We start from the raw sequence: 23278 nt of genomic DNA on the forward strand, positions 1-23278 counted from the left end.
CGTCCTTCTCGTGTGGAGGTGGGTGCGGCACCGACCGCCTCGGCGGCGAGCCGGGCCGTGGGGTCAGGAGAGGTTGGAGCCGAGCTGGCTGTCGGTCTGGTCGAAGGCCTCACCGACGGACTTCACGTACTGGCCGATGCCCTGGAGCCCCTGGTTGACCTGCTCGAAGCCCTTGGCGAACTCGTCGAAGAAGGGCTGGAACTTCTGCTGCGCGGCGGGCGTGCTGTAGCCGTCGGCGAGCAGGTTGGTGATCTTTCCCCGGACCTCGTTGAGCTTGTCCTGGAGCTGGGAGAAGTCGTTGAGCAGGGCCTGCGAGGTGGAGGACGTGGTGTCGGAGTTGACGGCGTAGTTGGGCATGGAAGCTCTCCTTGCTGGTTGTCGGTGCGATCCGTCCGGGTCGGGGACGGAAGACTGGGTGGTACGCGGACGCCGCTCAACGCCCGCTGTCGGCGCCTTCCGAGGGACTGGTCGGCGCGGTGACGAACCCGTCGCTGCTCGGGGACGGCGAGGGCGACTCGTTGCCGGAGTTCGACTGCGAGTCGGAGGTGCTGATGGGTGGGAGTGTCGGACGGCCCGAGTCGGTGGGCGACAACGGAAGGGGTACGTCCGCCGGGTTCGCCGGGGCCGGGGTCGATGGCCGCGAGCCGGTGGGCGACGGCGGAAGCGGTGTGTTCGCCGGATCCACGGGGGCCGGAGTGGAGGGACGCGAGCCCGTCGGTGAAGGCGGCAGCGGCGTGCTCGCCGGGTCGGCGGGCGTCGTTCCATGAGCCCCGGCGGAGGCGCTCCCACCATCCGGCCCGGACCCCTGAACACCTGCCCCGGCATTCGCACCGTCCGGCCCGGGCCCATGAGCCCCCGCCCCGGCATTCCCGCCATCCGGCCCGGCCCCATGAGCCCCCGCCCCGGCATTCCCGCCATCCGGCCCGGCCCCATGAGCCCCCGCCGACGTGTTCGCACCGCCCGGCGCCGCTCCCTGGCCCCCGCCCCGGCATTCCCACCCGCGCTGCCGGCATCCGGCGTCCCCGGCTGCCCCGAAGCCAGCGTGTTCGCCGCCCCCGTTGACGGCCTCGGGCTTCCCTTGATCGGGATCTTGTCCGCGATGCCGTCGATCGAGCGGCCGAGGCCCGCCTTCCCGACCGGCCCGGCGCCCAGTTTCGGCGCGGAGTTGGCGATCTCGCCGGCCGCGACCTCGTTGGGATCGCCACCCTGCGCGACGCCCACGCCGATCTTGGTGCCGAGGGTGGCGCCTTCCTCCACGGCGCCTCCGAGCTGGTCGGAGGCCCGCTTGCCCACCGTGTCCCCGGCCGCCGGCGCCGTCGTATCACCGAAGCGGCCACCCTTGCCCTCCTCCACCGGAGGATTCCCACGGCCCTTGCCGATCTTCCCGATGCCGCCCTTGAAGGCCGCCCCGGCCACCGCCCCCGCAGCGGCCCCCGCGAAGACGCCCGCGGCCGTGATCTGGTCGTGGTTGGCCGCCTTGGCGCCCGCCTCCAGCGCCGAGTTCTTCAGGAAGTTGCCGGAGATCTCCGCGCCCACCTTGCCGATCGGGTTGGCGAGCACCCCACTCACGATCTTGCTGTTACTGAAGGACTCACCGATCTTGGTGATCGACGCCGTGCTCTTCGCGATGAACCCGGAGTTCTTCACCGCGGCCACCGCGGCCGGCGCGATCGCCTCCACGGCCCGCCCGCCCAGCTTCAGCAGCGAGCCGCCGGGCACGATCCCGAGCAGCCCGACGACGAAGTCACCCGCTTTGATACCGCCGGTCTGACTGGCTATCACTTGGTTGAAGACGAACAGGGCCCCGCCAAGCAGCGCCCCCACCACCGGGAAGAACACCGCCACCACGGCGATCAGCGCGGCCAGCAGGATCTGTACGAACGGGAAGTCCTTGAAGAAGTCGGCGATCTTCTGGAAGATGTTCCGCTCCGGAATCGCCTCCCCCGCCGCCCGGTCCAGCACGTCGGCACACTGCCGCTGCGCGCTCTCCCGCATCGACTTCGCCTGCTCGGCCAGGCTCTTGGCCGCGTTCAGCTCGGACTTGCCGGTGTCGATGGCGTCCTGGGTCTTACGCGCCTCGGACTTGTCCGCGTCCGTCGGGTTCGCGCCGAGCTCCTTGGGCGTCTGGTTCGCCGCCGGCGCGGCGGACTGCGCCTGGTCCACGGCCCGGTCGAGGGTGTCCTGGGCCTCGCGCAGCCGCGGCATGTAATCGCTGTAGGCCTGGGCCGCGTCGTGGTAGGAGTTCATGGTCTTGGTCAGCTTGTCCGGGAGATCGTCGCCGATCTTCTCCTTCAGCTGGTCCATCGCCGAACCGCGCCCCTGCGAGATCGTGCCGTCCTTCTTCAGCACGTTCAGCGCCTTCTCGGCGGCGTCCCCGATGTCCCGGTACCGCTGCATCACGCCCTGGATCAGGTCCGGGTCGCCGGGCGTCGGGTCCGAGTCCATGCCGACGAGCCGGAAGTCCTCGGGACTCGAGTGCCGACGTGCCATTGCGATCCCCCGGTGCGCTGCCTGTGACGTGTGGTCGCCAGGTACACGGGGTCGGCGTTCCGGAAGGTTCAAACCGTGTTCGCTTCGAACGTTTTCGTCGGGTGGCTCCGTGTAGTCGATGCAACGGAACCCCGGAGGGCAAGGGTGGACACGATGACCAAGGGCACGGGCTCGAGGCCCGAGCACAGGCCGGCAACGGCACACCGGCTGCTGCACGCCGTCGCGGCACTGCTCGCGGCCTGCCTCGTGGCACTCGGCGCGGCCGGATCCGCGCACGCGGCGCCCCAGGACGACCTGATCAAGGTGTTCGTGGTCCCGGACCCCGCACAGACCGGCGGGCAGCCCGCCACCCTCCAGTCGATCGCCGCCTCCACACTCGGCGACGCCTCACGCTCCGGCGAGATCTTCGACCTCAACCGCGGCCAGGCCCAGAAGGACGGCGGGGCGCTGGACGACCCGGCCGACCAGCTGCACCCCGGCTGGATCCTTCGCCTGCCCCAGGACGCCTCGGGCCCCGACGTCCAACTGGCCCGCGACACCGGCACGCAGGCCACCGCCTCCGCTCCCCCGGCCTCCGGACAGCAGACGTCCGCGACGTTCACCTTCCCGCTGGCCGCGGCCGTCGCCGTGGTCGGCGCGTTCCTCCTCGCCCTGATCACGGCGGGCATCGTGGGCCGACGCAAGGTGCGCAAGGCGTACGGCGCCGTGGTCCGCGCCGTACGCGGGCTGGGCGAGCCGATGCGGCGCCGGCGCCTGCTGACGCAACGCCGGGCGACGGGCCGCCGGTTCGCCACCGACGCGGAGTCGGTACGACGGGCTTACGGCACCCTGGGCGAGTTCGCGCCCACCCGGCAGCAGCCCGAGAAGCCGGTGCACGCACTGCGCGTCGACGAGACGGGCGTGACGGTGTGGCTGGCCGCCTCCGATTCGGCCGACGCCCCCTGGACGAACGTCGACAGCACGCGCTGGCGCCGCCCCGCCGCCGCCACCGGCTGGCTGACCCGCGGCGACGACCCCGGCATGACGGCACAGGCCTCGGTCAACGCCGCCTGTCTGGTCCGCGCGGGCACGGACGAGGAAGGCGAGCCGGTGTTCGTGGACCTCAGCCGGCTGGACGGCGTGCTCAGCGTGGGCGGTGACCGGACGGTGGCCCGGGACGTCGTACAGAACCTCCTGGCGGAGATCGCCCGCACCCGCCCGAACACCCCGGTGACCGTGCTGCGCGGGGCGGACGGCGACCTGCCGCTCGCCGTGCCGACGGGGCTGCGGCAGCTGCCCCGAGTGGACGCGCCCGCCCCGACGGCACCCGTCGCCGGGCACGGGACGGTACGCGCGGGAGCCTCCCGCCGGCCGGTGCGGGGTCTGGTCGTGGTGACCGGGACGCCGGGCGAGCGGGAGGCCGCCGAACTGGCCGCCCTGTGCGGGCCGGGCGGCGCGGGCTGGACCGGCCTGGTCTACGGCGAGGCGGGCGGCGCGCACTGGCGCTGGCACACCGACGCCGACGGCCATGTCGACATCCCGGTCCTCGATGTGCGGCTCACCGTCCCGGCCTGAGCCCTCGGCCGGCCTTGGCGCGCAGGGTGTTGAGGGCGTAGTGGCGGCGGGACTTGACGGTGCCGGCGGGTATCCCGAGGATGCGCGCCGTCTCCTGCGCCGTGCGGCCGAACATGCAGGTGTGCACCAGCACTTCACGGTGCTCGTGGCTCAACTCCCGCAGCAGGTCGGCCGCTTCGACCGAGGTCAGCACGGCAGCGGCGTGGTCGGGCAGCGGCACGTCCCGGTCCTCGGCGCCGATGGTCTCGTGGCGGACGGCCGCGCTGCGCATCCGGTCGACGACGAGGTTGCGGGTCACCGTGAGGAGCCAGCCCCGTACCGATCCCTCGGTGCTGTAGAGGCGTTCGGCGCGCGGCCAGGCGCGGATGAGGGCCTCCTGGACGATGTCCTCCGCCGTGTGACGGTCTTTCAGCAGCTTCTCGGCATAGGCGAGAAGGGCCTTCGCGTGGTCGGACACCATGGTGTGCAGCAGTTGGTCCCGGTGCGCGGCCGTCGTGGCGGCCACGTCGGTGGTCGTGGTCATGATCCAGTCCCTGAAGGGGTATGCCGTACGCGGCCCCCGCTCCTGTTGGAGCGGAGAGCGGGGAGCGTAGGCAGGACCCGCTTCCGGAACTCTGACGCTTTACTGACGCCCGCCCGGATCAGGCACGGGACCGGGTACGGCGAGGTCCGTCAGCCGGTCGCGGACCTGCGCGGCCTCGGGATGCTCGATCTCCTCGAGGATGCCGAGCGCTTCACGCCAGGCGAGCGCGGCCCGGATGTCGTCGCCGGCCGCGCGGTGGGTGTCGCCGATGTGCCCCAGGGTGTCGGCCACCAGGTAGCGGTCGCGGCTCTCCCGGTACAGCTGGAGGGCGTGCTCGTAGCATTCGAGCGCCCGGTCGTGTTCGTGCAGGTGGTGGTGGGCGTAGCCGAGGCTGTCCCACGCGGAGGCCACCCCATTGCCGTCGCCCGTACGCTGATGGACCGAGAGCGCCCGACCACATTCCTTCAGGGCGTCCTCGTACCTCCCCATCAGGATGTACGTCCATCCGACCTCGTTGGCGACATACGCCTCCCCGCTGTCCCACCCGGCCGCGCGGTAGAGGGCGCTCGCGTAGGCGTAGTGGTTGAGGGCCACGTCGTGCCGCTCGCGCCGGTTGGCGAGGTAGGCGGAGTGACGGTGGGCCCTGCCCAGGCCGATCCCGTCGCCGATCTCGCCGAACAGTTCGCGGGCACGGGCGAGATGGGCGTCGGCCTCGTCCCACCGGTCGAAGCGGCCGTTGGCGAAGCCCAGCGCCTTGTGTCCGTGGGCCTGTCCCCGGATGTCACCCAGCCGTTGGGCCGCGCCCAACGCCGTTGTCTGAGCGGCCAGTTGCTCCTGCCAGTGGCCGTTGCGGTCGAGGTACAGATCCACGGCCGCGGCCAGCTGCCAGCTGTGCTCACCGCTGCCGTGCCGAGCGTCCTGCTCGATCGCGGCGAGCACGACGGACCGGTTCGCCTCCAGCCAGCCGGCCGCGGCCGCCTCGTCGGGCAGGCGCGGAACGGTCACCCCGGGTGCGTGCGGCCGCAGTTGGATGCGTTCCCGGGTGGGCGCCATGACGGCGTCGGCCGCGTGCACGGTGTGCAGGTAGTGGTCGAGCAGGCGGCGCCGGGCCGCGTCCAGGTCCTGGGCGCCGTCCTGGGCCCGGCCCAGTTCGGTGCCGTAGGCACGCAGCAGTTCGTGACAGCCGTAGCGGCCCGGCACCGGCTCGGAGAGCAGGTGGGCGCGGACCAACTCCGCGAGCGGCGGCCGCACTTGGCCGATTCGCTGCCCGGCGAGACTGGCGACGGCGGCGAGCGAGCAGTCGGGTCCGGGGTGCAGGGCGAGCAGCCGGAAGACGCGGGCGGCCGCGGGGGTGAGGAGTTGGTACGACCACGAGAACGCGCTGCGTGCGTCCGCGACCGGAGCCTCCCCGGCGAAGGCGTCGAGGCTGTCCTCGCTCTCGCGGAGTTCGGCGGCGACGGATGCGAGCGGGAAGGTCGGGTTCACGACCGCGCGGGCGCTGACCACGGCGAGCGCCAGGGGCAGCCGTCCGCACAGGTCGATGATCTCGGCGACGGCGTCGGGTTCGCGCGCGACGCGGTCGGCTCCGAGCCGGCGGGACAGGAACTCGCGGGCGTCGGCGTGGGTGAGGACGTCCAGCGTCAGGGAGTGGGCCCCCTCGCCGGCCACCAGGCCGTAGAGCTGGTTGCGGCTGGTGACGAGGGCCAGGCAGCCGGGTGCGCCGGGGAGCAGCGGGCGGACGTGCTCGGTATCCCGGGCGTTGTCGAGGACGATGAGGACGCGCCGGTCGGCGAGGAGGCTGCGGTACAGCGCGGCCTGCGCGTCGAGGCCCCCTGGGATGCGCTGCGCGGGGACGCCGAACGCGTCGAGGAACGACCGGATCGCCTCGGCGGCGCTCATGATCGAGCCGGTGGGGTGGAAGCCGCGCAGATTGACGTAGAGCTGCCCGTCGGGGAAGCGGTCGGCGACACTGTGTGCCCAGTGCACGGCGAGAGTCGTCTTGCCGACGCCGGCCATGCCGCCGATGGCGCTGATCACGACGGCCGACAGGGACTCGCCGGACGCGGGCAACAGCTCGCGGACGCGGGCGAGTTCACTGCGCCGACCGGTGAAGGCGGCCAGATCCGCGGGGAGTTGGGCGGGCCGGACGGTGGCAACGGCCTCTGGCCGGGCCTCCTGGACGTCGGCCACCTCACCCGCGACGCGCAGACCGTGCGTACGGCCGAGGATCCGCTGCTGGACGGCCTGTAGTTCGGGACCCGGCTGCACGCCCAACTCGTCGGCGAGGCGGGTGCGTACGGTCCGGTGGACGTCCAGCGCCTCGGCCTGATGCCCGGTGGCCGCGAGCACCAGAATCAGCCTGGCCTGCAAGCCCTCGTCCAACGGATGCTGCGCGGCAGCCTGCCGAAGGGTCACCAGCACCCGCGCGCCCAGACCGCCTCCGGCCTCCAGCGCCAGCTCCGCCGCCTCCTTCACGGCGGCCAGATGCTCGCCGTCGAGGGCGACGAAGGCCGGGTGGGACCGCACCTCGGGCGCGATCCCGGTGGCCGCGGGCCCACGCCACAGCGCCAGCGCCTCGATCAACAGCTCGGTGGCGACGGCCGGTTCACCGTCCTGCGCGGCCTTCGCCGCCCGCTGCCGCAGCTCCCGGAAACTCAACAGATCAAGGGACTCGGCATCGGCTTCAAGGCGGTAACCGCCGGAGCCGCGCACCAGCCACCGTGACTCGCCCCTGGCAGGCAGTTCAGGTTCGAGCAGCCGGCGCAGCGCTCCGATGTGCCGCTGGACGACGTTGACAGCGGTGTCCGGCGGATTCTCCCCCCACAGGACGTCGACGATCTCGTGGACGGCGACCGGACGCCCCGCCTCGGTCAGCAGCAGCGCGAGCAGAGCCCGCTGCTTGGGCGGTCCGAGCACCAGTTCCGTGTCGCCGCGCCAGGCCCGGACGGGTCCCAGCACGGCGAATCGTGTACGCACCGAATCCCCTGCACCGACTGTGACGACATGAACGACCGGATGAGCATAGAGTCCGGGCGGACTCGACGAGGCGGGGTTCCGGCGCGCTGGGGTGTCGTGGGTGCCAAACCGGCCAAAGGAGTTCCGCGTCAGGCGTGGTCCGCGCAGCACGGCGTCGGGTTGGGCACCTCGAACGGCGCGAGCGAGTCACCGGCAGCCGGAACCAGCGCGAGCCTCAGCCGCCCGCCCCGCCATTCCGGCCGTACATGTCCACGGGTGAGAACCGGCGTGGCGGGGTCGGGCCCCTGGTCGCCCGTCGGCTGCCGACCGACCACGCCGACCTCGTCGATGGCGGTCAGCGCGAGCAGTTCGGCCAGGGTGACCGTGCCCGTGAGGTGTTCGACTCCCGGATAGATCACCGCCCGGCCGGCGTCTCGCCCGGCGTGTTCCCCAGCCGCCAGCGCCGCCGCGCGGACGGCCGCCGCCGGGCCGTGCTCACGATCGCCCAGGACCGCGCCGTACGCACGGTCGCCCACGGCCGCGCCGGCCTCGCGCCCGTCCGGCCTCACCAGCCGCCGCCAGGCCGCCTCGGCCGGCCCGCTGTCGGCGAAGGCGAAGGACACGGCCGTACCCGGGCGTTCGCCGCCGCGGATCAGATGGGTGCAGGCGACGGTGCCGGGCGGAAGGCCGAGTTCGTCCCCCAGCCGGTGGACGAGGTGGTCGGCCTCCCGCAGGCTCACCGTCCCGGCGTCCACCCCGATGACGGAGCGGACGCCGGGCAGGTCCTCGAGTGGGGTCATGCGGGCAGGACCCACATCGGGTTGGAGTAGAACCACAGGTCCTTCCACGGGTCGGCGTCGCCGAGCACGTCCATGGCCGGGCCCGCCGGGTCGACGGCCGCGCCGTTGATGCCGACGGCGCCGCGGTTGCCGTCCGTACCACGCAGCCGGACGTACACCGGCTTGTCCAGACGCCCCAGGGAGTACGTCAGACGCACCGAACCGGTGGCCTTGTTCACCTCGAAGGACTTGACGACCTTGGTGTTCGGCGTGGCGAAGCTGTCCTTGTCGGCGACCGGGCCGGTGACATCGCCCTGGACGACGTCCACGCGGGCCAACGCCGGTACGAACTGCGCCCAGTTGGGGCCGTTGGCCAGGCTGACCTCGACCACCAGGTCGACCTGGCTGCCGCGCCGCACGTGCAGCACGCCGCCGAGGGTGACGGCACGGCCGCCGCCCCGCAGCCGGGCGTCGAGGCCGCTGATCAGCCCGCCGTGGTCGACCCAGACGCGGCCGGCCCGGATGCCGTCCATGACCGACTGGTAGGAGAAGGAGGCGGCGCCGACGTGGGTGCGGGAGTACTGGCCGGGCCAGAAGTCGGTGTCGGTGAGGTTGAGGCCGCCGCCGTAGACCGGGTCGTTGTAGCGGCCGTTGGCGTTGAAGTCGCTGTTCGGGCCGCGTACGGCGGTGTCGGCGTAGACGTTGTGGGAGTCGGAGTTGGCGGTGATCCACCAGGGCTTGCCCTCGGCGAGCAGGCTGTCCCACAGGCCGCCGACGGTGGCGGTCATCCAGTCGAAGCCGCCCCAGGTGCGGTAGCTCTCCAGCGGGTAGGCGGCGAAGGAGTCGGCGCTGGGGCTGTTGTCGTAGATGCCGCGCGCCCCGCCCGGGCCGTTCGGCTTGGGCAGACCGCCGGCCTGGTGGCCGGGGGCGCCCTCCATGCCGACCGCGATGGTGGGCTGGGCGTCGCGCCAGCCGCGGATCTCGTGCGGGGAGTCGATGCCCTTGCGGGCCGGGTGGTTGGCGAGGAACAGGGCGTCCTTGACCTTGCGGCGGCGCACCTGGTCGGCGAGGAAGTCGACGCCCGCGATGGCCAGCGCCTCGTTGGCCGGGGTGTTGGCGGATGCGCCCTTCACCGCGCCGTCGAAGGAGTTCTCGAACTCCTTGAGCACCGCGACCTCGTTCTTCCCCGGGTGCACGAACACGGTGCCGTGCTCGGCGGCCGGGATGTTCCACTCCAGGCCCTGGAAGACCAGGGTGTCGTCGATCCGGTCGCGGGCCGCGACGATGTCCGGGTTGACCTTCTCCACACCGATCTTGGCGTGGGTCTCGCTGCCGTGGTCGGTGATGACCATCCAGTCCAGGCCGTGCGCGTTCGCCTGCCGGACGTGGTCGATCACCCGGTACTTGGCGTCCGAGCTGTACTGCGTGTGGATGTGGTGGTCGCCGGCCAGCCACAGGTAGCCGTCTGAGCGGGAGCCGTGTGTGGCGGGCATGTCGACGGTCGACGCGGCCGCCTCCCCCGCGCCGCCGAGCACGCTGCCCGCGGCCAGTCCGGCCCCGAGCAGCCCGGTGCGCCGCAGCATCGAACGCCGCGAGAGCTGACTGGGGGTCAGTTCGTCGTCCGGTACGGACATGTCGAGGGCCGGCGGCAGGGAACCGGTGCCGGTCTCGTCATCGTGGTGGTGATGTCCATGGCCGTGTCTGTGACCGCTGTGGCCCATGTCAGCTCCTGCTGAAGCAACGGAGTGTGTGTTCGGACGGGCCCGAGGCTGATCACCTCCGATGAACTGCACACGATCCCCCAGCAGCGGAACAAAGAACTCCGCACGTAAAGCAGAAGCAAAGATCCGGGAGTCGCGCGGGCTCAGTCCTCAAGTGACGCTCCCCCGGCCTCAGTTACGCGGCGACACGCCTGTCATCAGGATGTCCAGCCCACGCCGCGTCGTCGCCAGCACCACCCGGTCCCCCGCCCGCAGCACCCGCTCCTGCCCGAGCCGCCAGTCGAAGTCCGTCCGGTCGGGCCGGAGACCGGTCAGCGAGTCCCCGCCCGAGGACGCGGGAAGCGGTCCGGCCGCGGCCCCGACCGCCAGCACCCGCCACTCGTTCTCCCGGAACGCCTCGCGCACGGAACGCCCCTCCAGTTCCGCATGCCCGGCCACGTCCACGCAGGTGAACAGCAGCGAGCCCCGCTCCACCGGCATGACCCCCAGCACATGGCGGCCCATCATGGCGGCGGCGAAGGAGGGCGCGGCGAGGGCGGAAACGCTTCTGCTCCGGGTGAGCGCGTCCGGGTAGGAGGCGCGCAGGGTGCGCTGGACGGTGGCCGCAAAGTCGTCGTCGTACAACCGTGTCACCACCCGGACGGCCGGGTTGGTCTCCCGGACGGCCATGACGATGTCGAGGTTCTGCCCGTCGTCGCGGGTGAGGACCAGCAGCGAGCGGCTCTGCCGGACGCGGGCGAGTTCGAGGACGCCCGGGTCCGTGGCGTCCTCCACGAGGAGCGGGATGCCGAGCCGCCGGGCGAGGGCCACGCCACGGGCCTGCGGGTCGCGCTCGATGGCCACCACCTGGTGGTCGGTGGCGCGCAGCCGGGCCAGCACCCGGGTGCCGACCATGCCGAGGCCGACCAGCACGATGTGCCCGTCGACGCCGTCGTCGGGCGGATGGCTCGCGGAGGCGGTGCGGAAGGCCTCGGTGGCGTTCATGGTCGCGGCGACGACGAGCGGGAGCACCGCCAACCCGACGAATCCGGCGAGCAGTTGGAGCACGCGACGGGCGGGCGACTCCTCGGTGGCCGGGTCGCCCATGGTGAAGATGTCCAGCAGTGGCAGGTAGACGTTCTTCCACCACGGGTGCTCGTCGGCGAAGAGCGCGGTGGCGGTCGAGAGGCCCACGACGACCGCGGCCAAGGCCCCGTAGACGGCGGCGAGTTGGTGCGAGAGGAAGACCTTCCACGGCAGGTGCGCGAACCGCGCCCGCAGCCAGCCGCGCGGGCGCGGACGCCGCGTGCCGGCGGCCGGTTCGGAGACGTGGGTGACCTCCTCCAGCATCAGCCGCCCGTGCGTGAACTGCCGGTGGTGGGCGGTCCGGTCGTCGGGCAGCAGCTGCGTCCCGTCCTCCCCGGGCGTCTCCGCGCTGTCCTGGCTCGCCGGGTCGTCCTGGTGCGCGCCGGACAGCACGGCCAGCGTGGCCAGATCGGTGCCCTGCGGCTCCGTCCGCGCGGGCCGTACGACACCGCGGAAGACCTTCCCCTCGACCTGGAGGGTGTGGCCGTGCCCCACGGCGGCGGCCGCGACGAGTTCCGGTACGGCGGTGTCGGCGTCGGAGAGCACCGTGGTGGACGTGTCCTGCTCCGGGGCGTCGCACAGCCCCGCCGCCCGGTCCAGCAGCCGCTCCAGATGCCGGCCGCGCTCCCGGTTGAACATCCGGACCACCAGCCGCACCGAGGGGTTGATGGTCCGCGCGAGCAGGGCCGCGGTCATGTTGACCTGGTCGTCGCGGTAAGTGAGGGCGAGCGCGGCGGCCCGCTCGACGCCCGCCGCACGCAGGGACCGCTCGTCGGGGCGGGCGGAGAGGTGCAGTTCGACCGGCGAGTCCGGGTCGTGGTGCAGGGCGGCGATCTCCGCCCCGTGCCGGTCGCTCGCGGACGGCAGCACGACGGTGACGACCTCGCCGCACACCCCGTCCAGCTCCACTGCCAGCCGGTGCGCGAGTCCGTCGTCGCCGCAGATCACCATGTGCTGGGCCCGCTGCCCGGGTTCGGCGCGGACGGGGAGAGTTGACGTCACATCAGGCAGAACGGCCCGGGTCACGAGCACTGTTCCAGCCGTGTACCTGACAGCGACCAAGATTCCGTCAAGGGAACGTCAAGACCGCCCGCCCGCACCCCCGCGCCCCACCGGCACCATGACGCAGGGTGTCCGTCCCGGACCGGCGACGCTCCTCCCCTCGTACGGCGCAATGGTGAGACAACACCCCGGATCAGCCCTTTCCGCCGCCACATCCCGCCGACCGGACAGTCTTAACGCAAGCTTGACGCCCTCCGCCCCCTCAGCCGTGGGCCCTCGCGTCACTCTCCGCTTACGCTGGTGCCGCCGTCCGCGTGATGGCCGGAACCCACACGCTGAGCCGCACATCAGGAGCACGCCGATGGCCACCACCGAGCACCCCCCGCCCAGTCGTCTGCGCGCCTGGATGCTGGAAGGCCTCGCCGACATGGGCAAGGGGACCCGTGAGGCGGCGCCGGCCGAGTCGGAGCCGGCCCACAAGGGGCAGCGCTGGTACCGCGTGATGTGCCTGACCGGCGTGGACTACTTCTCGACCCTCGGCTACCAGCCGGGCATCGCCGCCCTCGCGGCCGGTCTGCTCTCCCCGATCGCGACCATCGTGCTGGTCGTGGTCACCCTGGCGGGCGCTCTGCCGGTCTACCGCCGCGTCGCCGAGGAGAGCCCCCACGGCGAGGGCTCGATCGCCATGCTGGAGCGGCTGCTGTCCTTCTGGAAGGGCAAGCTGTTCGTCCTCACCCTGCTCGGCTTCGCCGCCACCGACTTCCTGATCACCATCACCCTGTCGGCCGCCGACGCCTCGACCCACCTGGTCGAGAATCCCCACCTGACCAGCGTCCTGCACGGCAAGGAAATGCTGATCACGCTGATCCTCGTCGCCCTGCTCGGCGCGGTCTTCCTCAAGGGCTTCCTGGAGGCGATCGGGGTCGCCGTCGCCCTGGTGGTGATCTACCTCGGGCTCAACACGGTCGTCGTGGCCGTCGGCTTCTGGCACGTGGTCACCGCGGGCCACGTGGTCACCGACTGGACCAGCGCCCTGACCACCGAGCACGGCAACATCTTCGCCATGGTCGGCGTCTCCCTGCTGGTCTTCCCCAAGCTCGCCCTCGGCCTCTCCGGCTTCGAGACCGGCGTCGCGGTCATGCCGCACGTCCAGGGCGACCCGGACGACACCGAGGAGAACCCGAAGGGCCGCATCCGCGACACCAAGAAGCTCCTGACAGCCGCGGCCCTGATCATGAGCGTCTTCCTGATCGCGACGAGCTTCATCACCACGGTCCTGATCCCGGAGAAGGAGTTCAAGTCCGGCGGCCAGGCCAACGGACGCGCCCTCGCCTACCTGTCGCACGAGTACCTGGGCAACGCCTTCGGCACGGTCTACGACGTCTCGACCATCGCCATCCTGTGGTTCGCCGGTGCCTCCGCCATGGCCGGCCTGCTCAACCTGATGCCCCGCTACCTGCCCCGCTACGGCATGGCCCCGCACTGGGCCCGCGCCGTGCGCCCCATGGTCATCGTCTTCACCCTGATCGGCTTCCTGGTCACCTGGATCTTCGACGCCGACGTCGACGCCCAGGGCGGCGCCTACGCCACCGGCGTCCTGGTGCTGATGTCCTCGGCGGCGATCGCGGTCACCATCGCCGCCCACCGCGCCCAGCAGAAGGGCTGGACCATCGGCTTCGCCGCCGTCTCGGCGGTCCTGCTCTACGTCACCGTGGCCAACGTCATCGAGCGCCCCGACGGCGTCAAGATCGGCGCCTGCTTCATCGCCGGCATCATCCTCGTCTCCCTCCTCTCCCGCCTGGCCCGCGCCTTCGAACTGCGCGTGACCAGCGTGACGCTCGACGACATGGCGGAACGTTTCATCCGGGACATGGCGAGCCGGAAGATCCGCTTCATCGCCAACGAGCCCGACAAGCGCGACAAGGCCGAGTACCGCGACAAGATCGAGCAGATCCGGGCCGACAACGACATGCCCGAGCAGGAGGACTTCGTCTTCGTCGAGGTCACGGTCACCGACCCGTCCGAGTTCGAGGCCGGCCTGAAGGTGCGCGGCGAGGTCCTGCACAACCGCTACCGCGTGCTGACCCTGGAGTCCTCCTCCATCCCGAACGCCCTGGCCGCCCTGCTCCTGCACGTCCGCGACACCACCAAGTGCACCCCGCACATCTACTTCGAGTGGACCGAGGGCGGCCCCTTCGCCAACTTCCTGCGCTTCTTCCTCTTCGGCCAGGGCGAGGTCGCCCCGGTCACCCGAGAGGTGCTGCGCGAGGCCGAGCCGGACCGCGCACGCCGGCCGCGGGTGCACACCGGCTGAACTCTGGCCGACCACCGGGTCAAGAACCGCGGGAGACGTAAGGAACGCGTCAGAATCCACTCCCTCCGCGTCAGAAGAGCGTCAGTGGCGGGTCCGCCCACCCCGGCGGCGACCTACCGTCGCCTCATGCGAAGGAGCACACCGCCGAGCCCGGCCGGCGACCGCCACTGGCGTGGCAGCGCCCGGCTCGCCGCGTACTGCGCGCTGGCCTTCTTCGCGATGACGCTGCTGGTCGACTGGGACGCGCGGACGCTCACCCCGGCCCGCGCCCTGCTCTGGCTCACCCTGTCGACGGCCGTCTTCGCCGTCCTGCTCCCGCCCCGCGTCACCGCGGGCCCGGGCTGGCTGGCGGTACGCGGCCCGGTGCACCGCCGCATGGTCCGCACCGACGCCCTGGTCTCGGTACGGCAGTACGAGGGCGCCTCCTCCCACCTGGCCCTGCGCGACACCGACGGCCACAACCTGGAACTCGACCCCCGTGTCCTGGTCGCCGACCCCCTGCTCTGGCACGAGCTGGACACGGGCGTACGGCGCTCACTGGAGCGCGGCACGCTCTGCCAGGGCACGGACGTACTGCGCCGCCTGGGCCACCGCATCGACGACGAGACCGCGCTGGCGGTCCTCAGGGCCTCGGGCCTCTCCTGAAGAAGCCGCGCCGCTGCGGACGGACCACCACCTGGCCGAGGTTCATCCGGCCGTGAATCTCGACGCGCAGTGCCACCGGCCCGCCCCGGCCGGCCGCGGAACGGTCCTTGACACCGCCGTACTCGAACACCAGCGAGTCGGCGTCCACCACGACGCCCGGCCGGGTCAGCAGTTTCAGCGCACCCACGCGCATGTCCAGGTCGATGTGGAGGGTGTCGTACGTGATCACCGCATCGGTGAAGTCGAGTGTCACCTCGCCCCACTCCGACGCGATCTCCAGCCGCCGCGGCACCATCCAGCCGTCCCCGCGCCGCGTGGAAGCGCCGCGCTGCTCGATCCGGTCGACGTCCTTGCCCACGACCTCCGAGGCGGATTCCGGCAGGTCCACCGTCAGGACGGCGAGTTCGCCCAGCGTGCGGGCGGTCAGGGCCGCCTCCAAGCGCTCGTCGAGCTCCTCCGCGGTCAGCCGGCCGTCCCCGGCCGCGATGCGCAGCACGTCCACGACCCGGTCCCGGTCCGCGTGCGAGGCCCGCAGTTCGAGCGACGCCTCGGCGGTGCGTACCGACTCACCCGACATACCTCACTCCGATCCCCCACCGACGTCCCCCACTAACGCTATATCGCGTTACACCCGACCTCAACCCCACGTCCGCCGAAGCCCGTTCACGGCCCTATCGTGACCGCATGCAGAGCTACACAATCGGCCAGGCAGCACGACTGCTCGGCGTCAGCCCCGACACCGCACGCCGCTGGGCGGACGCCGGCCGGGTGGCGACCCATCGCGACGACAGCGGGCGGCGGCTCGTCGACGGCCGGGCCCTGGCCGCGTTCTCGGTCGAACTCGCCAAGGCCGGCAACGCCGAGGAGGAGACCTCGTACACCTCGGTGCGCAACGCCTTCCCGGGCATCGTGACCGCGATCAAACTCGGCGACGTGGCCGCCCAGGTCGAGATCCAGGCCGGCCCGCACCGACTGGTCTCCCTGCTGACCCGCGAGGCCGTCGAGGAGCTGGGTCTGGAGGTCGGCATGGAGGCCACGGCCCGCGTGAAGTCGACGAACGTCCACATCGACCGTGCCTGACCCACCCGTGACGCCTTTCCCGTACGACGCTCCCAGCCCACCGCCCACTCCCGTCCCGTACGAACGCACATGCGCACCCCACCCACTCATTGCTCCAGCTCATGCGATGTGACAGGAGACTTACACCTCGCATTTGCGCCAGTATGATCGGCGCACAGGAGAGGCCCGAGGGGCTCCTCCGCGAAGCGACATAGGGAGTGGACCCGTGATGACCCGTTCCGCGCGCCGGACCCGCCGGACTCTGCAGGTGGCCGGTGCAGGAGCCGCCGCGCTGCTGGCCCTGACCGCCTGCTCCTCCTCCGACTCGGACTCGAACTCCACGAAGTCCGACACCTCCGCGTCGGCCTCCTCGTCGCCGAAGCTGTCCGGCGAGGTGATCGTGTTCGCGGCCGCCTCGCTTCAGGAGAGCTTCACGACGCTGGGCAAGGAGTTCGAGAAGGAGCACCCCGGCACGAAGGTGACCTTCAGCTTCGGCGGCAGCGACTCGCTCGCGGCGGGCATCACGGGCGGCGCCCCGGCCGACGTGTTCGCCGCGGCCAGCCCGAAGACGATGGCGATCGTGACGGACAAGGGCGACGGGGTCGGCACGCCGGCCACGTTCGTCCGCAACCAGCTGGAGATCGCCACCCTGCCGGGCAACCCCGACAAGGTCGACTCCCTCAAGGACCTCACCAACAAGGACCTCAAGGTCGTGCTGTGCGACAAGACGGTGCCGTGCGGCGCCGCCGCCCAGAAGGCCCTGGACGCCAGCAAGCTGAAGCTCACCCCGGTCTCCTACGAGGAGGACGTCAAGTCCGCCCTCAACAAGGTGGTGCTGAAGGAGGCCGACGCGGCGGTCGTCTACAAGACCGACGTGAAGGCGGCCGGCAGCAAGGTCGAGGGCGTCGAGTTCCCCGAGTCGTCCGAGGCCATCAACGACTACCCGATCACCCTGCTCAAGAACGCCAAGAACCCCACCGCGGCCAAGGCGTTCATGGAGCTCGTGCAGTCCACCGAGGGCCAGAAGGTCCTGACCGAGGCCGGGTTCCTCAAGCCGTGACCTCGACCGACAGGTCCGACGCCGCGGCCGACACCCTCGAGGGCGGCCCGCGGCGCGGGCGTGTCCGCACCACCCGCACCGTCCGCGGCAGCCGCACCGTCCGCGACAGCCGCCGCGGGGTGCCGCTCCCCCTGCTCCTCCCGGCCCTCCTGGGCATGGCCTTCCTGCTCCTCCCCCTGGTCGCGCTCCTCGTCCGGGCCCCGTGGAGCACGATGCCCGACCAGCTGACCAGCGCCGAGGTCTGGCAGGCGCTGCGCCTGTCCCTGCTCTGCGCCACGGCGGCGACCGCGGCGAGCCTGGTCATCGGGGTCCCGCTGGCCTGGGTGCTGGCCCGCACGGACTTCCCGGGCCGCGGTTTCGTACGGGCCCTGGTCACCCTGCCCCTGGTACTGCCCCCCGTCGTCGGCGGCGTCGCCCTCCTCCTGGCTCTCGGCCGCAACGGCGTGGTCGGCCAGTGGCTCGACTCCTGGTTCGGCATCACCCTCCCCTTCACCACGACCGGAGTCGTCGTCGCCGAGACCTTCGTGGCGATGCCGTTCCTGGTCATCAGCGTGGAGGGCACGTTGCGCGCGGCCGACCCCCGCTACGAGGAGGCGGCCACCACCCTGGGCGCCTCCCGCTTCACGGCGTTCCGCCGGGTCACCCTCCCGCTGATCGCCCCCGGCATCGCGGCCGGCGCGGTCCTGGCCTGGGCCCGGGCGCTGGGCGAGTTCGGCGCGACGATCACTTTCGCGGGCAACTTCCCGGGCCGCACCCAGACCATGCCGCTGGCGGTCTACCTGGCCCTCCAGAACAAGCCGGAGGCGGCCATCGCCCTGAGCCTGGTCCTCCTGGCGGTCTCCATCACAGTCCTGGCAGCCCTACGAGACCGCTGGATGACGGCATCATGACGCGCACGAACCCGGCAGCCGCCGACGGCCTCGACGCCCACCTCGTCATCGACCACAAAACCTTCCGCCTGGACATCGTTCTCGCCGCCGCCCCCGGCGACGTGGTCGCGCTCCTGGGTCCCAACGGCGCAGGCAAAACCACCGCCCTACGGGCCCTCGCCGGCCTGACCCCCCTCACCGCAGGCCACCTCCGCCTCGACGGCAATCCCCTCCACCACACACCCCCCGAATCCCGCCCGGTGGGCGTCGTCTTCCAGGACTACCTCCTCTTCCCCCACCTCACCGCCCTCGACAACGTCGCCTTCGGCCCCCGCTGCCAGGGCGCGACCAAGTCGGAATCAAGGGCCCAGGCGGCCGACTGGCTGTCCCGCATGGGCCTCACGGACCACGCCACCGCCAAACCCCGCCGCCTCTCCGGCGGCCAGGCCCAACGCGTCGCCCTGGCCCGGGCCCTGGCCACCAACCCGCGCCTGCTCCTCCTGGACGAGCCCCTGGCCGCCCTGGACGCCCGCACCCGTCTGGACGTAAGAGCCCAACTCCGCCGCCACCTGGCCGAGTTCGAGGCGGTGGCGGTCCTCGTCACACACGACCCCCTGGACGCCATGGTCCTGGCCGACCGCCTCGTGGTCATCGAACACGGCCGCGTGGTCCAGGAGGGCACCCCGTCCGACATCGCCCGCCATCCGCGCACGGACTACATCGCCCAACTCGTCGGCCTGAACCTCTACAAGGGCCGGGCGGACGGCCACACCGTCCACCTCGACGCCGGCCCCGCCATCACGACCACCGAGGACCTGTCCGGCCAGGTCTTCGTCGCGTTCCCGCCGAGCGCCGTGACCCTCCACCGCGACCCGCCCACCGGGACCAGCGCCCGCAACCACTGGCGCTGCGAGGTGGCCGGCCTGGAGACCCACGGCGACCAGATCCGCGCCGCCCTCACCGGCGAACTCCCCCTCGCTGCCGACCTCACCACGGTCGCCGCGGCCGAACTCGACCTGCACCCGGGTGCGTCGGTCTGGGCGACGGTGAAGGCGACGCAGACACACGCATACCCGGCGTAAACCTTCCAAAGCCCTACCGTGATGCCCATGACCCTGAGCATCCGCAACCAGCTCCCCGGCACCGTCACCACCATCACCCCCGGCGCGGTGATGGCGACGGTCGGCGTCCGTCTCGCCGGCGGCCAGACCCTCACCGCGGCGATCACCCGCGAGGCCGTGACCGATCTGGCCCTCGCCCCGGGCTCCGCGGTCCGCGCCCTGGTGAAGTCGACGGAGGTCTCCCTCGCCACCGGCCCGGTCGGGGGCCTCTCCATCCGCAACCAGCTCCCCGGCACGATCACCGCCATCGCCTCCGGCGGCGCCATGGCCTCGGTCAAGGTCGCCGTGGAGGGCGGCGAACTGACCTCCGCGATCACCAACGAGGCGGCCCGCGACCTGGCCCTCGCGACCGGCACCCAGGTCGTCGCCCTGATCAAGGCGACCGAGGTCTCCCTGGCCACCGCCTGAAAACACCCTCGAAACACCAGGGCCCCGCCGAGGCGGGGCCCTGTCTCACTTCACCGGCGTCAGTCCTGGTACGCGTCCAACGGCGGGCAGGAGCACACCAGGTTCCGGTCACCGAAGGCCTGGTCGATCCGGCGCACCGGCGGCCAGTACTTGTCCGCTGCCGACACCCCGGCCGGGAACACGGCCTCCTCACGCGAGTACGCGTGCTCCCACTCGCCGCCCAGCGCGGCGGCGGTGTGCGGAGCGTTCCGCAGTGGGTTGTCGTCGGCCGGCCACTCCTCCGCCCCGACCTTCTCGATCTCCGCACGGATCGCGATCATCGCCTCGCAGAACCGGTCGATCTCGATCAGGTCCTCGGACTCGGTGGGCTCGATCATCAGCGTGCCGGCCACCGGGAAGGACATCGTCGGCGCGTGGAACCCGTAGTCGATGAGCCGCTTGGCCACATCGTCCACCGACACCCCGGTCGCCTTGGTCAGCGGCCGCAGATCGATGATGCACTCGTGCGCGACCAGCCCGCCGGGGCCGGTGTAGAGCACGGGGTAGTGCGGCTCCAGCCGCTTGGCGATGTAGTTGGCGGACAGCACGGCCACCTGCGTGGCCCGCTTGAGCCCCTCGCCGCCCATCAGCCGCACATACGCCCACGAGATCGGCAGGATCCCCGCGGAACCCCAGGGCGCGGCCGAGATCGGCCCGACACCGGTCTCGGGACCGGCCGCGGGCTGGAGCGGGTGGTTCGGCAGATACGGCGCCAGGTGCGCACGCACACCGACCGGCCCGACGCCCGGACCGCCACCGCCGTGCGGGATGCAGAAGGTCTTGTGCAGGTTCAGGTGGGAGACGTCGCCACCGAAGTGCCCCGGCTTGGCAAGCCCCACAAGGGCGTTGAGGTTGGCCCCGTCGACGTACACCTGCCCGCCGGCCTCGTGCACCTGAGCGCAGATGTCGGCGACATGCTCCTCGAACACACCGTGCGTGGAGGGGTACGTGATCATCAGCACGGCGAGTTCGTCCCGGTGCTGCTCGATCTTCGCCCGCAGATCCTCGACGTCGATCTCGCCGTCCTCGGCGGTCTTCACGACGACGACCTTCATCCCGGCCATGACGGCGGACGCGGCGTTCGTACCGTGCGCGGAGGACGGAATGAGACACACGGTCCGCTGCTCGTCCCCGTTGGCACGGTGATATCCGCGTACGGCGAGCAGCCCGGCCAGCTCGCCCTGCGACCCGGCGTTGGGCTGAAGCGACACCTTGTCGTACCCGGTGACCTCGGCGAGCCGCTCCTCCAGCTCCGCGATCAGCGTCAGATAGCCCTGCGCCTGCTCGGCGGGCGCGAAGGGGTGCAGCTGCCCGAACTCGGGCCAGGTGACCGGCTCCATCTCGGTGGTCGCGTTGAGCTTCATGGTGCAGGAGCCCAGCGGGATCATGCCGCGGTCGAGCGCGTAGTCGCGGTCGGCCAGCCTGCGCAGGTAGCGCAGCATGGAGGTCTCGGAGCGGTGCTGGTGGAAGACGGGGTGGGCGAGGTAGTCGTCGCCGCGCAGCAGCCCCTCGGGGAGGGACTCCGCGGTGTCCTCGTCCAGCGCCTCGATGTCGCCCTCGACCCCGAACGCGCCCCACACGGCGCCCAGTTGGGCCCGCCGGGTCGTCTCGTCGCAGGCGATCGAGACCTGGTCGGCGTCGACGAGGTGCAGATTCACCCCGTTCTCCCGCGCGGCCGCGACGACCTCGGCGGCCCGCCCGGCGACCCGCGCGGTGAGCGTGTCGAAGTAGGCGTTGTGCACGACCTCGACCCCGCCGGCGGTGAGCCCCGCGGCGAGGATCGTGGCGTACCGGTGGGTCCGCCGGGCGATGCTCTTCAGCCCCTCGGGCCCGTGGTACACGGCGTACATGCCGGCCATGACGGCGAGCAGCACCTGCGCGGTACAGATGTTGCTGGTGGCCTTCTCCCGCCGGATGTGCTGCTCCCGCGTCTGGAGCGCCAGCCGGTGGGCCTTGTGCCCGTCCGCGTCCACGGACACCCCGACGAGCCGCCCGGGCAGGCTGCGCGCGAACTTCTCGTGTACGGCCATGTAGCCGGCGTGCGGCCCGCCGAAGCCCATCGGCACACCGAACCGCTGCGTCGTACCGACCGCGATGTCGGCCCCGAGCTCGCCGGGCGACTTCAGCAGCGTCAGCGCGAGCAGATCGGCGGCGACGGTGACGAGCGCGCCGAGCCCGTGAGCCTGGTCGATCAGCGGCTTGATGTCGCGTACGACGCCGGAGGCGCCGGGGTACTGGAGGAGCACGCCGTTGATCTCACGCGCGGCGATCTCGGCCGGGATGCCCTCGCTCAGATCGGCGACCAGGACCTCCACGCCGGTCGGCTCGGCCCGCGTCTCGATCACGGCGATGGTCTGCGGAAGGACATCCGCGTCGACGAGGAAGAGCCCCTTCTTGTTCTTCCCCATCCGCCGGGAGAGGGCCAGCGCCTCGGCGGCGGCCGTGCCCTCGTCCAGCAGCGAGGCACCGGAGGTGGGCAGCCCGGTGAGCTCGGCGACCATGGTCTGGAAGTTGAGGAGCGCCTCGAGCCGCCCCTGGGAGATCTCCGGCTGATACGGCGTGTAGGCCGTGTACCAGGCCGGATTCTCCATCACGTTCCGCAGGATCACGGGCGGCGTGAAGGTCCCGTAGTAGCCGAGCCCGATCATGGAGTCGAGCACCTGGTTCCGGTCGGCCAGCGACCGCAGCTCGGCCAGCACCTCGGCCTCGGTACGCGCTCCCGGAAGATCAAGAGAGTCGGCGTTCTTGATCACGTCCGGCACGGCGGCGGCGGTCAGCTCGTCCAGCGAGCCGTAGCCGACCTGAGCGAGCATCTTGGCCCGAGCCTCGTGATCGGGGCCGATATGGCGCTGCTCGAAGGGGATTCCCTGTTCGAGCTCGGCGAGCGGAATGCGATGGGCGGTCATTGCGGAGGCCTCCTGGTCTGACGCGACCTTCGAGGGGCACCACGGCGCGGGTACCCGATCGGCCTCCCCCTCTGTCATCTCAACCTGAGAGTTTCACCGGGTCGCCCAAGAGCCCCCGGTTTTCACCGTCGGTGAGAGCGGAAGCCGTCGACACCCGCCCTGCTTTCCAGAGTGACCTCGTCCGTGCGGTACGTGTGCCTGAGAGATTCCGGGGAGGATTTGCTCCTTCGGCGCCTCCGGACGATCTCCGGAAGACTCTCCCGCACGGGGTCAGCAGCCGGTGCCAGCCTACCAAGCGAGCACCCCACCCGGGCCTTCGAGTGGCCGCCTTCACCAATGTGCTCTTTTGTAGTGCTTACGAATGAGTTGCGACCAAGTGGAGGGCCCGTGCAGACCGACATCGATCCGCGCAACCTGATCGGCCGCAAGGCGTTCGACCGCAACGGCACGAAGATCGGCACGATCGACGAGGTCTACCTCGACGACGCGACCGGCGTGCCCGAGTGGGCGGCCATACGCACCGGCCTCTTCTCCCGGGACGCCTTCGTCCCCCTGGAGCCCAGCGAACTGGTCGAGGGCACTCTCCACATCCCCTTCGACCGCGCCCTCATCAAGGACGCCCCCGACTTCGGCGTAGGCCGCCACCTCTCCCCCGAACAAGAACTCCAGCTCTACCACCACTACGGCCTGGACGTAGCTCCCCCGCCCCCGTTCCCGGACCGGGACTTCGGCAAGCTGGCAGGAACAGAGGACGCGGACGCGTAACAC

Annotated in this window: 17 protein-coding genes and 1 riboswitch; of the genes, 9 read left to right on the forward strand and 8 right to left on the reverse strand. The window is 71.6% G+C overall.

Translation table 11 applies throughout. The features are described from left to right. Positions 1-63: 63 nt before the first annotated feature. A complete protein-coding gene (locus ACQEWB_RS07470; protein ID WP_432828322.1) occupies positions 64-2490 on the reverse strand; it encodes a WXG100 family type VII secretion target in 2427 nt (808 codons plus the stop codon). Between the two features lie 153 nt (positions 2491-2643). Between ACQEWB_RS07470 and ACQEWB_RS07475 the strand changes: the two genes are divergently transcribed. After that, positions 2644-4044, forward strand: coding sequence for a hypothetical protein (locus ACQEWB_RS07475; protein WP_432828324.1), 1401 nt, complete (start codon positions 2644-2646; stop codon positions 4042-4044). On the opposite strand, the gene ACQEWB_RS07480 is transcribed toward ACQEWB_RS07475, so the two are convergent. The 5 genes from ACQEWB_RS07480 to ACQEWB_RS07500 all read right to left on the reverse strand — a co-directional run bounded on the left by ACQEWB_RS07480 (position 4028) and on the right by ACQEWB_RS07500 (position 12089). After that, positions 4028-4567, reverse strand: coding sequence for a sigma-70 family RNA polymerase sigma factor (locus ACQEWB_RS07480; protein WP_432828326.1), 540 nt, complete (start codon positions 4565-4567; stop codon positions 4028-4030). The genes ACQEWB_RS07475 and ACQEWB_RS07480 overlap by 17 nt on opposite strands. Positions 4568-4666: 99 nt before the next feature. Next, positions 4667-7543: an AfsR/SARP family transcriptional regulator gene (locus ACQEWB_RS07485; RefSeq protein WP_432828328.1), complete on the reverse strand. Its 2877-nt coding sequence runs from the start codon at positions 7541-7543 to the stop codon at positions 4667-4669. A gap of 128 nt (positions 7544-7671) precedes the next feature. Next, entirely contained in the window at positions 7672-8322 is a 651-nt protein-coding gene (locus ACQEWB_RS07490; RefSeq protein WP_432828330.1) for a hypothetical protein, read from the reverse strand. Next, complete coding sequence (locus tag ACQEWB_RS07495; RefSeq protein ID WP_432828332.1) at positions 8319-10022, reverse strand: PHP domain-containing protein; 1704 nt, start codon at positions 10020-10022, stop codon at positions 8319-8321. The genes ACQEWB_RS07490 and ACQEWB_RS07495 overlap by 4 nt, the downstream gene beginning before the upstream one ends. A 171-nt stretch (positions 10023-10193) precedes the next feature. Continuing rightward, positions 10194-12089: an NAD-binding protein gene (locus ACQEWB_RS07500; RefSeq protein ID WP_432828334.1), complete on the reverse strand. Its 1896-nt coding sequence runs from the start codon at positions 12087-12089 to the stop codon at positions 10194-10196. Positions 12090-12450: 361 nt separating this feature from the next. Here ACQEWB_RS07500 and ACQEWB_RS07505 point away from each other — a divergent pair, with 361 nt between their 5' ends. Then, positions 12451-14403, forward strand: coding sequence for an amino acid transporter (locus tag ACQEWB_RS07505; RefSeq protein ID WP_432828336.1), 1953 nt, complete (start codon positions 12451-12453; stop codon positions 14401-14403). A 126-nt stretch (positions 14404-14529) separates the two neighbouring features. Further along, positions 14530-15048, forward strand: coding sequence for a hypothetical protein (locus ACQEWB_RS07510; protein ID WP_432828338.1), 519 nt, complete (start codon positions 14530-14532; stop codon positions 15046-15048). Here ACQEWB_RS07510 and ACQEWB_RS07515 read toward each other — a convergent pair. Further along, positions 15026-15625: a DUF1707 SHOCT-like domain-containing protein gene (locus tag ACQEWB_RS07515; RefSeq protein ID WP_432828340.1), complete on the reverse strand. Its 600-nt coding sequence runs from the start codon at positions 15623-15625 to the stop codon at positions 15026-15028. The two genes, ACQEWB_RS07510 and ACQEWB_RS07515, sit on opposite strands and share 23 nt — an antisense overlap. 107 nt (positions 15626-15732) lie before the next feature. Here ACQEWB_RS07515 and ACQEWB_RS07520 point away from each other — a divergent pair, with 107 nt between their 5' ends. The 5 genes from ACQEWB_RS07520 (at position 15733) to ACQEWB_RS07540 (ending at position 19565) form a co-directional block, all read left to right on the forward strand. Further along, entirely contained in the window at positions 15733-16128 is a 396-nt protein-coding gene (locus ACQEWB_RS07520; protein ID WP_432828342.1) for a TOBE domain-containing protein, read from the forward strand. Positions 16129-16336: 208 nt separating this feature from the next. After that, positions 16337-17167 carry a molybdate ABC transporter substrate-binding protein gene (gene modA / locus ACQEWB_RS07525; RefSeq protein WP_432828344.1) on the forward strand — a complete coding sequence of 277 codons (831 nt, stop codon included), beginning with the start codon at positions 16337-16339 and terminating at the stop codon, positions 17165-17167. Next, entirely contained in the window at positions 17164-18057 is an 894-nt protein-coding gene (gene modB / locus ACQEWB_RS07530; protein ID WP_432828346.1) for a molybdate ABC transporter permease subunit, read from the forward strand. The genes modA and modB overlap by 4 nt, the downstream gene beginning before the upstream one ends. Next, a complete protein-coding gene (locus tag ACQEWB_RS07535) occupies positions 18054-19118 on the forward strand; it encodes an ABC transporter ATP-binding protein (RefSeq protein ID WP_432828348.1) in 1065 nt (354 codons plus the stop codon). The genes modB and ACQEWB_RS07535 overlap by 4 nt, the downstream gene beginning before the upstream one ends. A 27-nt stretch (positions 19119-19145) precedes the next feature. After that, on the forward strand, positions 19146-19565 hold the full coding sequence (locus ACQEWB_RS07540) for a TOBE domain-containing protein (protein WP_432828350.1): 420 nt from the start codon (positions 19146-19148) through the stop codon (positions 19563-19565). 59 nt (positions 19566-19624) lie between these two features. Here the strand turns inward: ACQEWB_RS07540 and gcvP are convergent, their stop codons facing one another. After that, positions 19625-22510, reverse strand: a complete 2886-nt coding sequence (gene gcvP, locus ACQEWB_RS07545; protein WP_432828352.1) for an aminomethyl-transferring glycine dehydrogenase — start codon at positions 22508-22510, stop codon at positions 19625-19627. Between the two features lie 176 nt (positions 22511-22686). Further along, a riboswitch (glycine riboswitch) is annotated at positions 22687-22783 on the reverse strand. A 114-nt stretch (positions 22784-22897) separates the two neighbouring features. Here gcvP and ACQEWB_RS07550 point away from each other — a divergent pair. Further along, positions 22898-23275: a PRC-barrel domain-containing protein gene (locus ACQEWB_RS07550; RefSeq protein WP_432828354.1), complete on the forward strand. Its 378-nt coding sequence runs from the start codon at positions 22898-22900 to the stop codon at positions 23273-23275. Positions 23276-23278 lie beyond the last annotated feature (3 nt).

The organism is Streptomyces sp. CA-249302 (assembly GCF_050936785.1).
Lineage (GTDB): Bacteria > Actinomycetota > Actinomycetes > Streptomycetales > Streptomycetaceae > Streptomyces.

Coding starts and splice junctions, on each gene's coding strand:
- ACQEWB_RS07470 (WP_432828322.1), bottom strand. CDS start 2,490: ATGGCACGTCGGCACTCGAGTCCCGAGGACTTCCGGCTCGTCGGCATG.
- ACQEWB_RS07475 (WP_432828324.1), top strand. CDS start 2,644: ATGACCAAGGGCACGGGCTCGAGGCCCGAGCACAGGCCGGCAACGGCA.
- ACQEWB_RS07480 (WP_432828326.1), bottom strand. CDS start 4,567: ATGACCACGACCACCGACGTGGCCGCCACGACGGCCGCGCACCGGGAC.
- ACQEWB_RS07490 (WP_432828330.1), bottom strand. CDS start 8,322: ATGACCCCACTCGAGGACCTGCCCGGCGTCCGCTCCGTCATCGGGGTG.
- ACQEWB_RS07495 (WP_432828332.1), bottom strand. CDS start 10,022: ATGGGCCACAGCGGTCACAGACACGGCCATGGACATCACCACCACGAT.
- ACQEWB_RS07505 (WP_432828336.1), top strand. CDS start 12,451: ATGGCCACCACCGAGCACCCCCCGCCCAGTCGTCTGCGCGCCTGGATG.
- ACQEWB_RS07510 (WP_432828338.1), top strand. CDS start 14,530: ATGCGAAGGAGCACACCGCCGAGCCCGGCCGGCGACCGCCACTGGCGT.
- ACQEWB_RS07515 (WP_432828340.1), bottom strand. CDS start 15,625: ATGTCGGGTGAGTCGGTACGCACCGCCGAGGCGTCGCTCGAACTGCGG.
- ACQEWB_RS07520 (WP_432828342.1), top strand. CDS start 15,733: ATGCAGAGCTACACAATCGGCCAGGCAGCACGACTGCTCGGCGTCAGC.
- modA (WP_432828344.1), top strand. CDS start 16,337: ATGACCCGTTCCGCGCGCCGGACCCGCCGGACTCTGCAGGTGGCCGGT.
- ACQEWB_RS07535 (WP_432828348.1), top strand. CDS start 18,054: ATGACGCGCACGAACCCGGCAGCCGCCGACGGCCTCGACGCCCACCTC.
- ACQEWB_RS07540 (WP_432828350.1), top strand. CDS start 19,146: ATGACCCTGAGCATCCGCAACCAGCTCCCCGGCACCGTCACCACCATC.
- gcvP (WP_432828352.1), bottom strand. CDS start 22,510: ATGACCGCCCATCGCATTCCGCTCGCCGAGCTCGAACAGGGAATCCCC.